This window comes from Streptomyces sp. P1-3 (genome assembly GCF_050613155.1).
GTDB lineage: Bacteria > Actinomycetota > Actinomycetes > Streptomycetales > Streptomycetaceae > Streptomyces.
Genome location: NZ_CP192512.1, coordinates 303,009 through 316,309, shown reverse-complemented (window position 1 = coordinate 316,309; position 13,301 = coordinate 303,009). Strand labels below are relative to the sequence as shown.

At 71.1% G+C, this 13,301-nt stretch carries 16 protein-coding genes; 11 read left to right on the top strand and 5 right to left on the bottom strand.

What is annotated here, in order from left to right:
* Window positions 1-37 precede the first annotated feature (37 nt).
* Window positions 38-187 carry a hypothetical protein gene (locus ACQUSR_RS01070; protein WP_431040609.1) on the bottom strand — a complete coding sequence of 50 codons (150 nt, stop codon included), beginning with the start codon at window positions 185-187 and terminating at the stop codon, window positions 38-40.
* 732 nt (window positions 188-919) lie between these two features.
* Between ACQUSR_RS01070 and ACQUSR_RS01065 the strand changes: the two genes are divergently transcribed.
* From ACQUSR_RS01065 to ACQUSR_RS01055, 3 genes are read left to right on the top strand one after another with little or no spacing between them, the layout of a single operon-like run.
* The gene (locus tag ACQUSR_RS01065; RefSeq protein WP_431040608.1) at window positions 920-1,168 is read left to right on the top strand and encodes an AMP-binding enzyme; all 249 of its coding nucleotides are present in this window, start codon (window positions 920-922) and stop codon (window positions 1,166-1,168) included.
* Between the two features lie 41 nt (window positions 1,169-1,209).
* Window positions 1,210-1,605: a phosphopantetheine-binding protein gene (locus tag ACQUSR_RS01060; protein ID WP_431040607.1), complete on the top strand. Its 396-nt coding sequence runs from the start codon at window positions 1,210-1,212 to the stop codon at window positions 1,603-1,605.
* Between the two features lie 2 nt (window positions 1,606-1,607).
* On the top strand, window positions 1,608-2,615 hold the full coding sequence (locus ACQUSR_RS01055) for a 3-oxoacyl-[acyl-carrier-protein] synthase III C-terminal domain-containing protein (RefSeq protein ID WP_431040606.1): 1,008 nt from the start codon (window positions 1,608-1,610) through the stop codon (window positions 2,613-2,615).
* A gap of 73 nt (window positions 2,616-2,688) precedes the next feature.
* Here the strand turns inward: ACQUSR_RS01055 and ACQUSR_RS01050 are convergent, their stop codons facing one another.
* Entirely contained in the window at window positions 2,689-3,675 is a 987-nt protein-coding gene (locus tag ACQUSR_RS01050) for an NADP-dependent oxidoreductase (RefSeq protein WP_431040605.1), read from the bottom strand.
* 128 nt (window positions 3,676-3,803) lie between these two features.
* Here ACQUSR_RS01050 and ACQUSR_RS01045 point away from each other — a divergent pair, with 128 nt between their 5' ends.
* The 3 genes from ACQUSR_RS01045 (at window position 3,804) to ACQUSR_RS01035 (ending at window position 6,243) form a co-directional block, all read left to right on the top strand.
* The gene (locus ACQUSR_RS01045) at window positions 3,804-4,808 is read left to right on the top strand and encodes a GlxA family transcriptional regulator (protein ID WP_431040604.1); all 1,005 of its coding nucleotides are present in this window, start codon (window positions 3,804-3,806) and stop codon (window positions 4,806-4,808) included.
* A gap of 90 nt (window positions 4,809-4,898) precedes the next feature.
* Complete coding sequence (locus ACQUSR_RS01040; RefSeq protein ID WP_431040603.1) at window positions 4,899-5,558, top strand: LysE family translocator; 660 nt, start codon at window positions 4,899-4,901, stop codon at window positions 5,556-5,558.
* Between the two features lie 10 nt (window positions 5,559-5,568).
* Window positions 5,569-6,243: an HAD family hydrolase gene (locus ACQUSR_RS01035; protein WP_431040602.1), complete on the top strand. Its 675-nt coding sequence runs from the start codon at window positions 5,569-5,571 to the stop codon at window positions 6,241-6,243.
* 49 nt (window positions 6,244-6,292) lie between these two features.
* Here ACQUSR_RS01035 and ACQUSR_RS01030 read toward each other — a convergent pair whose 3' ends face one another.
* Window positions 6,293-7,342 (bottom strand): PucR family transcriptional regulator, encoded by a 1,050-nt coding sequence (locus ACQUSR_RS01030; RefSeq protein ID WP_431040601.1) that lies wholly within the window; start codon window positions 7,340-7,342, stop codon window positions 6,293-6,295.
* Between the two features lie 117 nt (window positions 7,343-7,459).
* On the opposite strand from ACQUSR_RS01030, the gene ACQUSR_RS01025 reads away from it, so the two are divergent.
* The 3 genes from ACQUSR_RS01025 (at window position 7,460) to ACQUSR_RS01015 (ending at window position 10,192) form a co-directional block, all read left to right on the top strand.
* Window positions 7,460-8,359 (top strand): alpha/beta hydrolase, encoded by a 900-nt coding sequence (locus ACQUSR_RS01025; protein ID WP_431040600.1) that lies wholly within the window; start codon window positions 7,460-7,462, stop codon window positions 8,357-8,359.
* Between the two features lie 224 nt (window positions 8,360-8,583).
* Window positions 8,584-9,684, top strand: a complete 1,101-nt coding sequence (locus tag ACQUSR_RS01020) for a serine hydrolase domain-containing protein (RefSeq protein WP_431047312.1) — start codon at window positions 8,584-8,586, stop codon at window positions 9,682-9,684.
* Window positions 9,685-9,772: 88 nt separating this feature from the next.
* On the top strand, window positions 9,773-10,192 hold the full coding sequence (locus ACQUSR_RS01015) for a cupin (protein ID WP_431040599.1): 420 nt from the start codon (window positions 9,773-9,775) through the stop codon (window positions 10,190-10,192).
* A 67-nt stretch (window positions 10,193-10,259) separates the two neighbouring features.
* Here the strand turns inward: ACQUSR_RS01015 and ACQUSR_RS01010 are convergent, their stop codons facing one another.
* Complete coding sequence (locus ACQUSR_RS01010; protein ID WP_431040598.1) at window positions 10,260-10,844, bottom strand: TetR/AcrR family transcriptional regulator; 585 nt, start codon at window positions 10,842-10,844, stop codon at window positions 10,260-10,262.
* An 85-nt stretch (window positions 10,845-10,929) separates the two neighbouring features.
* Here ACQUSR_RS01010 and ACQUSR_RS01005 point away from each other — a divergent pair, with 85 nt between their 5' ends.
* On the top strand, window positions 10,930-11,751 hold the full coding sequence (locus ACQUSR_RS01005) for an SDR family oxidoreductase (RefSeq protein ID WP_431040597.1): 822 nt from the start codon (window positions 10,930-10,932) through the stop codon (window positions 11,749-11,751).
* Window positions 11,752-11,882: 131 nt separating this feature from the next.
* On the opposite strand, the gene ACQUSR_RS01000 is transcribed toward ACQUSR_RS01005, so the two are convergent.
* Window positions 11,883-12,617 carry a dienelactone hydrolase family protein gene (locus tag ACQUSR_RS01000; protein WP_431040596.1) on the bottom strand — a complete coding sequence of 245 codons (735 nt, stop codon included), beginning with the start codon at window positions 12,615-12,617 and terminating at the stop codon, window positions 11,883-11,885.
* 106 nt (window positions 12,618-12,723) lie between these two features.
* Here ACQUSR_RS01000 and ACQUSR_RS00995 point away from each other — a divergent pair, with 106 nt between their 5' ends.
* Entirely contained in the window at window positions 12,724-13,206 is a 483-nt protein-coding gene (locus tag ACQUSR_RS00995) for a MarR family winged helix-turn-helix transcriptional regulator (protein ID WP_431040595.1), read from the top strand.
* The last annotated feature ends 95 nt before the right edge of the window (window positions 13,207-13,301 follow it).

Sequence of the window (13,301 nt, the reverse complement as noted above, 5' to 3'; positions counted from 1 at the left end):
TCGACCTCCTTACCGGGCTCTGCACATCAGGCGGCGATTACCACCAGCTCTTCGGGAGATGGGCGATCGGCTCCACACCCGCGGCGCCGATGTAGCCGGTCTCCTCCTGGAAGGAACCGCACTCGAACATCTCCGGGGCCTCGTAGGCCTGGAGCTCACGCTCCTCCATACGCTCGTCATTTCGCATCAGATAGTCACCTCCTCTTTTTCTGGCATGGCAACACAGGGTGCAGTGAGTTCTGCAAACGGGGGACTCACGTGGAATCGAAGTACATACTCCAGCGGCCTGAAGAAAAGCAGGCAACGTCCCCCGTGATGGTTTTCCCTGGTGCTTGATCGACAATAACCACGACTGATCGCAAGGAGCAACCCCGCAATCCGCCGCGCTGCTTGAAGCATGGGGAATGCGCCATCTCACTTGTTCTCCCGTCGCTCAGCCGGCCCTTGCGGCAGTGGTGAATTCTGCAAAGAGTGGTATCGGGTGGGTCAGGTCCCACTGTCATGTCAGCGGGACATCAGCCTGCTGTCTCGCCGCTTCGCCGGCACCAGAAAACGGGGTTTCGCGGCTTCTGACTCTCCCTGTCGTGGGCACTGGCCGTGTACGGTCTTGGAAGTGGCGGCGGCCTGGAAGGGGAACTCCGCGCGTGCCATTCGTACTGACGCACCTTCATTTCCCCATTTGAGGAAGGCGGCGGCAACAGCCCGGCACCGTTGGAATTCGGCCCGTTGAAGGGAGCGGCCCATCGGGCCTGCTCCGGCGTGCGACGAACAGGAGCGGACTCAGGTGGTCCCTTGGCGCGGCACGAGGGCTGCGTGCGGTGGTCGCCCAGGATGCCGATGAGCCGGGGCTGAAGCTGTCGCTGGAGCGGACGGCCGAGGGGCGGGAGGAGTCGGCGTCCGGGAACTGCGCGGGCAGCGGGTGGAACCCGCCGAGATCGAGCGGGTGCTGATGTCGCACCCGCGGGTGCGCGAAGCGCTCGTCCTCGCCGCGGAGCAGCCCTCCGGCGCCCAGGTCCCGGTGGCCTATGTCGCGGGCGAGCGGGTGCCGGACGAGGCCGAGCTGACGGAGTGGGGGCCCGCGCGCTGCCGCGCTGCATGGTGCCCGGCCGCGTGCTCCGCCACGACGACCTGCCCAAGACGAGAGACGGAAAGCTCGACCGCAACATGATGAGGAAGAGCGAGATGCCCGACCGTGACAGGACGAACGAGATGACATCGGTGACTGCGACCCTGGCCCCGGGGGTGGTCGCCCGCGGGACCGGAAGCGATGCCGAGCGGATCCTCGGCAGGATCGGGGCCGACCTGCTCGGCCTCGCGGAGGTGGCGCCGGGCGACAGCTTCTTCCCGATCGGCGGCGACTCGATCCTGACCGTCGCCATCGCCACGCGCGCCGCGCGGGCGGGGCTGCACGTCACCCCGCACGACGTGCTGAGCAACCCCGTGCTGCGGGAGCCGGCCGCCGTCGCGGTCAAGGTCCCCGCCGCGCCGGCGGCGCCGGAGCAGCCCGTCGCCGCCGCGGACATGGAGGCCTTCGCCGACCGGCTCGTCGAGGCGTTCACCGAACTCGCCGAGCCCGCGCCCGCCGACGCCGACGGGAGGCGGTGACCATGGCACCGGCGACGACCGCCCTCAAGGCGGCGGCCTGCTACCAGCCGGACGGCGTGCTGCGCGTGGCGGAGCTGCCGGGCCTCGACGGACTCGGCGAGGCCGAGCGGGAGAGCTGCGCGCAGCTCGGCATCGACGAGGTCCGCGCCGACGACACGCTCTCCGCCTTCGACCTCGCGGCCCGCGCCGCCCGTCGCGCTCTGGCCGACGCGGGCCTGGCCGCGGAGGACATCGGCGCGTTGATCCTGATCGACGCCCGCGCCCCGGAGACCCTGATGAGCTCGGCGGCCACCCGGCTCCAGGCCCTGCTCGGCGCGCGGCGCGCGGTGACGTTCTCGGTGGGCGGCCTCGGCTGCGTCTCCCTCACTCCAGCGCTGCTCGCGGCCCGCGGGCTGCTCGCCGCCGACGGGGACCTGGAGCACGTCCTGGTGGCGCACGGCAGCAAGCCGCCGACGCCGCTGCGGTACCGGCACCCGGTGACCGTCAGCGGCGACAGCGGCGCGGCCGCGATCGTCTCCCGGCGCGGACCGGTCCGCGTCCTCGACATCGTGCAGGAGACCGACGGCGACTTCTGGGACCTCTTCCACGTCGACTACCGGGGCCGGCCCGTCGCCGACTGGCGCGAGGAGTGCCGCGACATCCCGGAGTACTCCTTCCGGCTCGCCGTGGAGACCCGCAACCGCCTGCGCGCGCTCCACGAGCGCCTGCTCGAACGCAACCACCTGCGGCCGCAGGACATTTCCTGCTACCTCAGCCACAACCTGTCCGTGGGCGCCTTCCGCTTCACCGAGGAGGCCCTCGACATCAAGATCAGTACGACGTGCTTCGACAACCTCCGGCAGTACGGCCACCTCGGCCCGAACGACGTCCTGCTGAACCTCCACACGGAGCTCGCACGCGGCGGGCTGGGGGACGGACAGCGCGCGGTGCTGCTCAGCGCCAGCCCGGTCGCCGCGTGGAGCCTGCTGCTCGTCGAGATCGGAGACGGTGCCGCCACCCACTACCTGTGAGACAGGGGAGGGGCAGGCGCCTTCGGCGAGCTGCCCGCCTCCGCCGCCACCGCGACGGAGGCGGGCAGCGGTCTTAAGGCCGCTCGGGGTCGGGGGTGACCGTCAGGACGATCTTCCCGGTGGTGCGGCCCGTTTCGCCCAACGCGTGTGCCTGAGCGGCCTGTTCGAGGGGGAACACCGCGTCGACGATCACCCGCAGGCGGCCGTCCTCGACCAGGGCGCTGATCTCGCGCAGCCCCTGGTGGTCGGGTTCGACGAGCATGAACACCGCTCGTACCCCGGCTTCCTCGGCCTGCTGGATGGGGAAGGTGTCGTCCGGCGGCAGCAGGGAGACGAGGATGCCGCCCCGGCGCAGGGTGCGCAGGGAGCGTGTCCAGTTGGGTCCGCCGATGCCGTCGAGGGCGACATCGACGTCGCGAACGGTGTCGGCGACGTCCTGGGTGCGGTAGTCGATGAGTTCGTCGGCGCCGAGCGTGCGCAGCAGGTCGTGCTTGGCAGCGCTGGCGGTGGCGATGACGTACGCGCCGTGGGCCTTGGCGATCTGTACGGCCAGGTGGCCGACACCGCCGGCCGCGGCGTGGATCAGCACGCGCTGCCCCGTCTGGACATGAGCGGTGTCGACCAGGGCCTGCCAGGCGGTGAGCGAGGCCAGTGGCAGGGCGCCGGCCTGGATGGGGCCGAGGCCGTGTGGGCGCGGGGCGAAGTGGCGGGCCGGTGCCGTGACGTACTCGGCATACGCGCCTGCCGGGTGCGGGAAGCGGGGCATCCCGAACACCTCGTCGCCGGGCTGGAAGATCGTCACGCCGGCGCCGACGGCCTCGACGACTCCGGCCACGTCGTAGCCGAGGGTGAAGGGAGGCGTCGCTCCGGTGGCGAACACGCCGCGCTCGCGGGTCTTCCAGTCGGCGGGGTTCACGCCCGCCGCGCGCACGCGGACCAGGATCTCGCCCCGGCCCGGCTCCGGTCGCTCGGTCTCGACGACCTTGAGGACGTCGGGGGCTCCGGCCCTGTCCTGGGACACGGCGCGCATGGTCGAAGGGGCGGTGACGGGCTGGGGCATGGAGGCGTTCCTTCTCCGGGGAGGTGTCTCGGGTTCTCGTGCCGGTGGTCTCGGGCACGGCGCAAGACTGTCTGGTGGGCAACGCCCCCGGTGGTGGCGTGATGGCCATGTCCTGAAAGGATCTGGCCATGCATCGTGTCGGCGTTCTGGCCCTGGACGGTGTCGTCCCCTTCGAGCTCGGCATCCCGGCCCGTATCTTCAACGCCGCCCGCGGCAGCGACGGCAACCCGCTCTACTCCGTGGCCACCTGCAGCCTGGACGGCGGGCCCGTGCGCGCCGAGGGCGACTACGACCTCGCCGTCTCCCACGACGCCTCCCTGCTGGCCACCGTCGACACCGTCGTCGTCCCGCCCTCCCACCGACTGGGACCGATCCGGGAAGAAGGCCGCCTGCCCGGCCCGCTGCGTCAGGCCCTGGCCGCCATCCGCCCCGGAACGAGGATCGTCGCGATCTGCACCGGCACCTATGTCCTGGCCGCCGCCGGCCTCCTCGACGGCCGCCCCGCCACCACCCACTGGCGCGAAGCCGACCGGCTGCAGCGGATGTTCACCAGCACCCGCATCGACCCCGACGTCCTGTACGTCGACGACGGCGACGTCCTCACCTCGGCCGGAGTCGCCGCGGGCATCGACCTGTGTCTGCACATCGTCCGCCGCGACCACGGCAGCCACATCGCCAACGAGGTCGCCCGCTCCTGCGTCGTACCGCCGTGGCGTGACGGCGGCCAGGCCCAGTACATCCAGCGCCCCGTCCCCGATCCGTCCACCGGCAGCACCGCCGCCACCCGGGCATGGGCCATGCAGCACCTGGCCGAACCGCTGACCCTGTCCGACCTCGCCGCCCACGCCAACATGAGCGTGCGCACCTTCAGCCGCCGCTTCCGCGACGAAGTCGGCGCCACGCCCGGACAGTGGCTCACCCGGCAACGCGTCGACCTCGCACGCCACTTCCTGGAGACCACCGACTGGCCGATCGACCTGGTCGCCCACCGGGCTGGATTCGGCACGGGCGCCTCCCTGCGCCAACGCCTCCACGCCACCCTCGGCGTCAGCCCCCAGGCGTACCGCCGCACCTTCCGTCCCCATCAGGCAGCCGGCCTTGGTAGGTGGCCGTCCCTGTCTGCTGAGCGATGAGGGCGAGGACTTCGTCGTAGAGGCGCAATCCTGCCCGATTCCGGGCAGGAAAGTAGAGATTCCGCGGCCCCTGGCATATGGTGACCGTTCATGATCACCATTGACGCATTGTGGACGTTCTCCTTGATGGTGGGACTTCTCACCCTCACTCCCGGGCTGGACACCGCGCTCGTCCTGCGCACTGCCGCGCTCGGGCACCGCCGTCGGGCCTGGGGCGTGGTGCTCGGCATCCAGAGCGGCACCCTGGTCTGGGGCGTGCTCACCTCGCTCGGTGTCACCGCGCTGCTGACGGCGTCTCACCTCGCGTACGAGACGCTGCGCTGGGTCGGCGCCGCGTACCTGGTGTGGATGGGTGGCAGGCTGCTGTGGGCCACCTGGCGCCGCTCGGTGGACGAGTGCCCGAAGACGGCCGGGAGCGGGGCCGAGGCCGGGACAAGGGCAGGCGCCGGCGACACCCTGCTCGGCGGCTGGCGCCAAGGGATCGCCACCAATCTTCTCAACCCGAAGATGGGCGCCTTCTACGTCGCGGTGCTCCCGCAGTTCATCCCCGCCGACGCCCCGCACCTCGCCGCGGGCGTGCTCCTGGCCGGAGTGCACATCCTTCTGGCCGTCATCTGGGCCTGCGCACTGATCGCCCTCGCGCACGTGCTCCGAGACCGCCTGCAACGGCCCTCGGCGCGCCGCTGTCTCGACCGCGTCACCGGTACGGTCATCGCCGCCTTCGGTCTCCGCCTCGCGCTCGGGGAGTGAGGGCACATCCATGCGCTCCCTCCCCACCACCGCCGAAGCCGTGGTCTTCGACTGCGACGGCCTGCTGGTCGACACCGAAGTCTGCTGGACCGTCGCGGAAACGGCCATCTTCGCCGCGCACGGCCACCCCTTCGGCCCCGAACAGAAAGCGCTGGTCATCGGCCGTACCGTGGAGGCTGCGGGAGAGGCCATGGCGGACCACTTCGGGCGGCCGGGAGCCGGTGCCGAACTCGCCGCCGAACTCCTCGACAGAGTCCGCAAGGAGCTGGCCCGGGGCGCCGCCGCCCTCCCCGGGGCAGCGGAGCTGGTGCGCGCCTGCCGGGCGGCCGTGCCCATAGCAGTCGCCAGCAACAGCCCCCGGGAACTGCTGGACACGGCGCTGGGATCGGCTGGTCTCGCCGAGTACTTCACCCACTCGTTCGCCGCCGACGAGGTGCGTTCCCCCAAGCCCGCACCAGACCTCTACCTCACGGCATGCGAGGCACTCGGCGCGGCCCCGAAGCGTTCCGTCGCCTTCGAGGACTCGGCCACGGGCATCTCCTCGGCCCGTGCCGCCGGGCTCTATGTCGCGGTCATACCGTCCCTTCCGGGCGTCGGCCTCGACCACGACTGGCTGGGCGCAGGCCTGGGCGAACCCGAATTGCTGGACTGGGTCAGGGAACTGGGGCAGGGAGCTGTCCGCTGACCCATGCGCCATCGTGGACGGGCGGCCGGGATGACGGGGCGGGTCCTGCTCAGTGGTTGAGCAGCCGCCATGTGGTGAGGGCGAGTCTGGCTCGTAGCAGTGCGGTGGGTTCGGTGAGTTCGATGCCCAGGGTCTTCGAGAGGTGTTCGAGTCGGCGGGCGACGGTGCTGTGGTGCAGGTGGAGGAGGTCGGCGGCCCGGCGCAGGGAGCCGGTGGCGCAGTAGGTGTCCAGGGTCTCCAGGTCTTCTGGGCTGTCGGCGATGCGGGCGACCGCGGCGACGTCGGCGTTGTCTCGTACGGCGTCCTGGGGTATCTCGGCCAGCAGCGCCAGCGCGCCCAAGTCGTCGTAGCCGATGACCGGTTCGCGTGGGGTGGTGAAGCGCAGGGCGGTGCGGGCCTGTTGCCAGGATCGGTCGGGGCTTTCGGCGGCGCCGATGCCCGCGCGTACGCCTGCTGGAAACCGGGCCCGGTCCACGGTGGTGGCCAGGATGACGCCCACGTCGGCGAGTGGCGCGGCCTTCACCGGGCGGGCCGGGCAGAGCAGGCCGCCGACCTGGTCGAGTGGAAGCTGTGAGCGTACGGCGACGACGTGGACGGGCAGGTCGGCGGTGAAACCCAGGAGGCGTAGCGCCCGGGCTCTGGCCGCCTCGTCGCTGTCGGCGCTGATGACCAGTTCGACGAGGGCGGGGTCGGCCATGGTGGTGCGGGCCGGGCCGTACCGCTCGGCGACGGCCGCGGCGGCGATGGCGAGCCGGTCAAGGAGCGCTTCGTCGAGGGGATTCGGCGGGCCGGGGCGTTCCAGCCACACCGTGCCGATCTCCTCCTCGTCGAGGGTGATCGGCATCGTGGTGGACGGGGACGAGGGCGGCGCGGACGGCGGCGGCGCGGAGGCTTCCCTGCCGTCGGGTGAGACGCGGATCGTCCGTCCCGTGCCGTGGAGCCGGATCCCGGCCACGCACTCGGCCAGGCCCGCCGAGGCCCGGGCGAGCGCCGGGAGATCCACCCGCCGGCGCATCAGTGTGTCGTAGAACATGACGACGCGGATCGCGCCTTCGGCTTGGGAGTCCAGTCCCGACAGCCGTACGGCCAGTGCCTCCATGACAGGAGGATAGGGCTTTCACGGCAGGAGCACAGGCGCCGATCGGTGCGTGATCCGGGCCCGATCCCCGACAGTTGGCGGATGATCCCGGGGCGGCCGACCGCGAGGATGGCCGACATGGATCCCGAACTCGAAGCATTCATCCCGCTGTTCCCCCGTGCCAACCTGACCGACCCGGCCGCCGACCGCAAGAGCTTCGCCGAGTTGGCCGCCGCGGTGCCGCCACCGGACACCGCGGGAATGGACATCGAGGACCGCACGGTGCCCGCCGATCCCGATGTGCCGGTGCGGATCTACCGGCCGCACCAGGCGCGGGGCGGCGCCGTCGTCTGGCTGCACGGCGGCGGATTCGTGATGGGTGATGTGGACACCGAGCACCCGTGGGCCACCCGGATCGCGGACAGCTCCGGCGTGGTGGTGGTCTCGGTGGGCTATCGCCTGGCCCCCGAGCACCCGTTCCCGGCCGCCCTCGACGACGCGTACGCCGTGCTGACCTGGACGGCCGAGCACGCCGCCGAGCTGGGCATCGATCCGGAGCGGATCGCGGTCGGAGGGCACAGTGCCGGCGGCGGGCTCGCGGCCGCGGTGGCATTGCGGGCGCGTGACCAGCAGGGGCCGCCGATCCGCTTCCAGCTGCTCAACCAGCCCGGACTCGACGACCGGCAGGAGACATGGTCGGCACGGAACTTCACCGACACGCCCTGGATGAACCGCGACAAGATCACCGCAGCGTGGCGGCACTATCTGGGCTCCCAGCCCGCCACGCCGTACGCCGCCCCCGCACGGGCCACCGACCTGTCCGGCCTGCCACCCGCCTACGTCGCCACCGCGGAGCTCTGCCCGAACCGCGACGAGAACATCGACTACGCGCAGCGCCTGCTGCAGGCGGGCGTGTCGGTCGAGTTGCACCAGTGGCCCGGCACCTTCCACGGCTCGCAGGCGATCCTGTCCGCCGAGGTCTCGCAGCGGCAGATCGCCGAACTCGCCGCCGTCCTGCGCCGCGCCCTGGCCGAGTGAGCCGTGGATGTCGAAGAGCACGGGGGACAGCCCCCGTCGCACTCATTGATCACGAGAGGACGGATGACGTGAAGACCCGACTGGTGGTATGCGGAAGCGTGGCCGCGCTGAGCGTTTGCGCGGGCACGGTGGCGGCAGTTCCCGCGCCCGACGAGACAAGGGCCGTACCGGCGGGCGGCACGAGCCCGTCGACCGGCTTCGATGCTGCGGGGCTGAAGTCGGCCATGGACGGTGTCCATCGCGCGGGCATGCCGGGGGTGTACGCCGAGGTGCGCGACGCCGGTCGGACATGGCGCGGCGCGTCCGGGGTCGCCGATGTCTGGACCGGCCGTCCCGTCAGCCCCGGCATGCGGCAGCGCGTCGGCAGCATCACCAAGACCTTCACCGCGGCCGCGGTCATGCAGCAGGTCGAGCGGGGCCGGATCCGGCTCGATGCGCCGATCGGCGGCTATCTGCCGCGGCTGGTGCCGGGAGAGCGCGGCCAGAAGATCACGGTTCGGATGCTGCTCAACCACACCAGCGGCATCCCCGATTACATCCGCTATGCGTTCCCGTCCCTCAAGGAGTTCCCTTCGCTGCCGGACATCTCGCCCGAGAGCCTGGACGACAACCGGTTCAGGCAGTTCAGCCCGGCCGAGCTGATCGAGATGGGGCTCACGGCGCCTGCCGCAGGCGAGCCCGGAGCCACTCCGGGGGTGTACTCCAACACCAACTACCTGCTCCTCGGCCAGCTCCTGGAGCAGGTGACCGGCACCACGGCCGAGGAGTACATCACCCGGAACGTCATCGAGCGCGCTGGGCTCCGGCACACCGGGTTTCCGGCCGGGCCGCGTATCAAGGGACCGCACTCGCGGATGTACGAGGCCTTCTACGGCTTGATCGACCCGCCGCGCGACTACAGCGTCTACAACATGTCCTGGGTGGGGCCGGCGGCCGCTCTCGTGTCGACCATGGAGGATCTCAACCGCTTCTACGGCAGGCTGCTCGACGGCGAGATCGTCAACCGGTCGTCGCTGGCGCAGATGCAGCGCACGGTCCCGGTCATCGCCCTGGACGGGACGACGATCGAATACGGCCTCGGTCTGCACAAGGTCGGCGTCCCGGGCTGCGGCACCTTCTGGGGCCACGACGGCTCGGCCTGGGGGGCCGGAACGGTGTCCTTCACCCGGGCGGACGGCAAGCGCCAGATGTCCGTCGCGATCAACCTCATGAGGTGGAACAAGCCGGACTCCTCGGGGAAGCCGCAGCACCACCCCATCGACGATGCGCTGGAGACCCTGTACCGGCAAGCGAGGTGCGGTGACGGAAACGCCCAGGCCGAGTGAGGCGGACGCGGCCGCGGCCGACCGGTCCGGCCACCGCGAATGCCACGACCCACCAGCTGAAGAATCACCACAGGAAGGACATCCCGGCATGACTGCCACTCCGATCGATCTCTTCGCGTCCTTTGTCCACCTGAAGCAAGACGGCCAGGTGCACGCCGAGCAGCCCGTGTTCGACCCCGAGCGGGACGGCTGGCAGTTGATGGCCTTCCATGTGGAGACCGACGCCGACGTCCACGGCGACCATTGGGAAGTCCACCCCGAAGCGGACGAACTCGTCTCCTGCCTCACCGGCGGGATACGCCTCTCCTTCCGCCCGGAGCGGCCGGGAGAAGAGGAGGAGGAGATCAAGCTGGCGGCCGGAACCGCGGCCATCGTGCCGCGCGGCCGATGGCACCGCATCGCGCTGGACGCCCCCAGCGACATCATGTCGGTCACCCTGCCACGCGGCAGCCGCCTGGAGAAGCGGACCGAGGCCTGGACCGGGGACTCGCACCCGACGAGGGCTTGAGAGTCCCGCAGTTCGGTGTTCGCTCCGGGGGCCGGCGGGGGTCAGTGCCAGTGGATGTTGTCGTACCTCAGAGGGAGTCCAGCCAGGCGGTCAGCCGGGCTCCCTGCCGGGCCATGATCTGCGGATCGCGGAGCGCGTTGGTCAGGAGCGACATGCCCTGGTACGCGCCCACCAGTGTGAGCGCGAGCCCGTCCGGGTCGGGCAGGCCCATTTCCCGGAACTGGCGCTCCACCCAGTCCAGCAGCAGACGGATGACATGGCCCGCCTCCGCGTCCAGCCCGCCCTCTGCGCGCTTGTCCAGTTCTGCGGCGAGCGTCCCGGTGGGGCAGCCGTAGCGTGCCGCGAGCTCGCGCTGTCCGACCCAGCCCTGCACGAGGCCCTTGAGGCGCTCGCGCGGATCCGGTAGCCGGTCCAGCTCGCCGGTGAACATCTCCAGCTGGCGCGTGTGCTCGGCGAGCGCCGCCGCGACCAGTTCGTCCTTGGTCTTGAAGTAGTAGTAGACGTTGCCCGTCGGGACGTCGGCGGCGCGCGCGATGTCGGCGATGGTGGTGCGCTCGACGCCCTGCTGGTGCACCACCTGGGCGGCGGCGGCCATCAGGCGCCGCCGCTTGGCCCCGGCGGCCCTTGCTCTCGGATTCTGTGAGTCAGTCACCCGACTGACTATAGGCGGCGCGATGTGCTACGGTCCTTTTAAGTCAGTCAACTAACTAACTCGCTCATCAACTCTTGGGGGCATCGTGATCGTCGTTACGGGCGCTACGGGCAACGTCGGCCGGACTCTGGTGCGGCTGCTGGTCGAGGCGGGCGAACGGGTGACCGCCGTGGCCCGCCGCATCACCGAGGCGGACGTCCCGCCGGGCGTGCGCGTGGTCGCCGCGGACCTGGGCGACGTCGAGAGCCTGCGTCCCGCGTTGGAGGGGGCGGAGGCGGCGTTCCTCCTTGTCGCCGGGGAGGATCCGCAGGGGATCGCGGGAGCGGCCGAGGCGGCGGGCGTCCGCAGGCTCGTCCTGCTGTCCAGCCAGGGCGCCGGTACGCGGCCGCAGGCGTACGGGCACGCCGGCCGGTTCGAGGCCGCCGTGCGTGAGTCGGGCCTGGAGTGGACCATCCTGCGCTCCGGCGGGCTGGCGTCCAACGCCCTCGCCTGGGCCGAGCCGGTCCGCCTCCACCGCACGGCCGCCGCTCCGTTCGGCGACGTCGGCCTGCCCTTCGTCGACCCGGACGACGTCGCCGCCGTCGGCGCCGCCGTCCTGCGCGAGGACGGGCACGACGGCGCGACCTACACCCTCACCGGACCTGCGGCGGTCACCCCGCGCGAGCGAGCGGCGGCGCTCGCGGCCGCGCTCGGCGAAGCCGTCCGCTTCGCGGAGCAGACCCGCGAGGAGGCCCACGCGCAGATGGCGCAGTTCATGCCCCTGCCGGTCGTCGAGGGCACGCTGGCGATCCTGGGTGAACCCACGCCGGACGAGCGGCGCGTCAGCCCCGATGTCGACCGGGTTCTGGGGCGCGCCCCGCGCGCCTTCGACGAGTGGGCCGCACGCAACATCGCAGCCTTCAGGTGAGCCAGGCCCCGTCGGCCGCACCTACGGCGTCGCGCTGAGTCGCCGAGCGCGACCACTGTTTCGGCGAGTGCTCCACCCATGAACCGGGCTACGGAGCCGTGCACTTCGGGTTTGGCTTCCGGGCCGGAGTGTCAGCTGTTGGTCAGGGTGCGGTTGAGCAGGGGGAGCAGGCGGTCCCAGTGGCGCTGCAGTGCGGCGGGGTTGAAGGCGTCGGTGTCGGACATGGTGAAGCCGTGGACGGTGCCGGGGTAGATCTCGGAGGTGTAGTCGACATCTGCGGCATCCAGTGCCTGGTTGAGCTCGCCGAGCGCCTCGGGTGTCATGTCGGTTTCGGCGTGGCCGAGGTGGACCTGGGCGGTGATCTTGGAGAGGCTGTCGGGCCCGTCGGCGCCCACGGGGCCGTGGAATGCGGCGATGGCGGCTACCTGGCCGGGGTGGGCCGCGGCGGTGCGCATCGCCAGGAGGCCGCCTATGCAGTAGCCGGTCACCGCGACCGGCCCGGCGCCGACCTCGGGCTGAGTGGTGAGGAACCTGAGGTAGGCGTTGGCGTCGCTCAGGACGCGTTCGGCGGTGTGCGCCTCGATCAACGGCATCAGCTGGGCCATGACCGCGGGCCGGACCTCTTCTCCGATGTGCTCGGGAAGTTCGATCACCGGTGCCGGGCCGTGCCGGTAGAAGAGGTTGGGGACGAGCACGTAGTACCCGTGCCCGGCCAGTTCGCGGGCCATCTCCCGCAGCACGGGCCGGATGCCGAAGCCATCCGCGTACATCAGCACCCCTGGGTGCCGCTCGCCGTGGTCGGGGAAGGCGGCGAAGGCGTCGGCCTGGCCGTCTGTGGTGGGAATCTGCAGTGTCTTGGTGGGCAAGTTCTTCCTTCCTCGGAGTTCACTCCATCGTTTATTGCACTAACGGTTTCGGCGCGAACGAACGTACATCGTTAGTCGCACTAACGCAACGAGTAGGATGGGCGCCATGACCAGAGCCGAAGCCGCGGACAGGCCCGACGACGGCGCGCCCAAGACGCCCGACAGGCTGCGTCGACGGGCGAGCCGACTGTTGTCGCAACTGTCCGCGCGGTCGGACCGGCTGATAAACGAGGGGCTGGCCCAGGTCGACGCCCGCAAGTGGCACTACGCCGTGCTCGCCTCACTGCAGGATTTCGGGCCGGGGAGCCAAGCGGCGCTGAGCGGGCGCACCGGCATCTACCGCAGCGACATGGTCGGCGTGCTCAACGAACTGGCCGAGCGTGACCTCGTCGAGCGGGCGCCGGATCCCGACGACCGGCGCCGCAACGTCATCACGATCTCCGACCGAGGCCGCCGTCGCCTACGCCGCCTCGACAAGGTCCTGGACGACCTCCACGATGAGCTGCTCGCGCCGCTGAGTCCGGCCGAGCGCGACCAGCTCGTGCAGCTGCTCACCCGCTTGTTGGACCACCACGCCCGGGCCTCCTGACCCCGCGCAGCGGCATCCGACATCACCGCGCGGGCAAGTTGCCGTCCAGTCATCCAGCGGGCGGCGGCCCGAGTCTCGGAGCGCGGAAGTCGGCC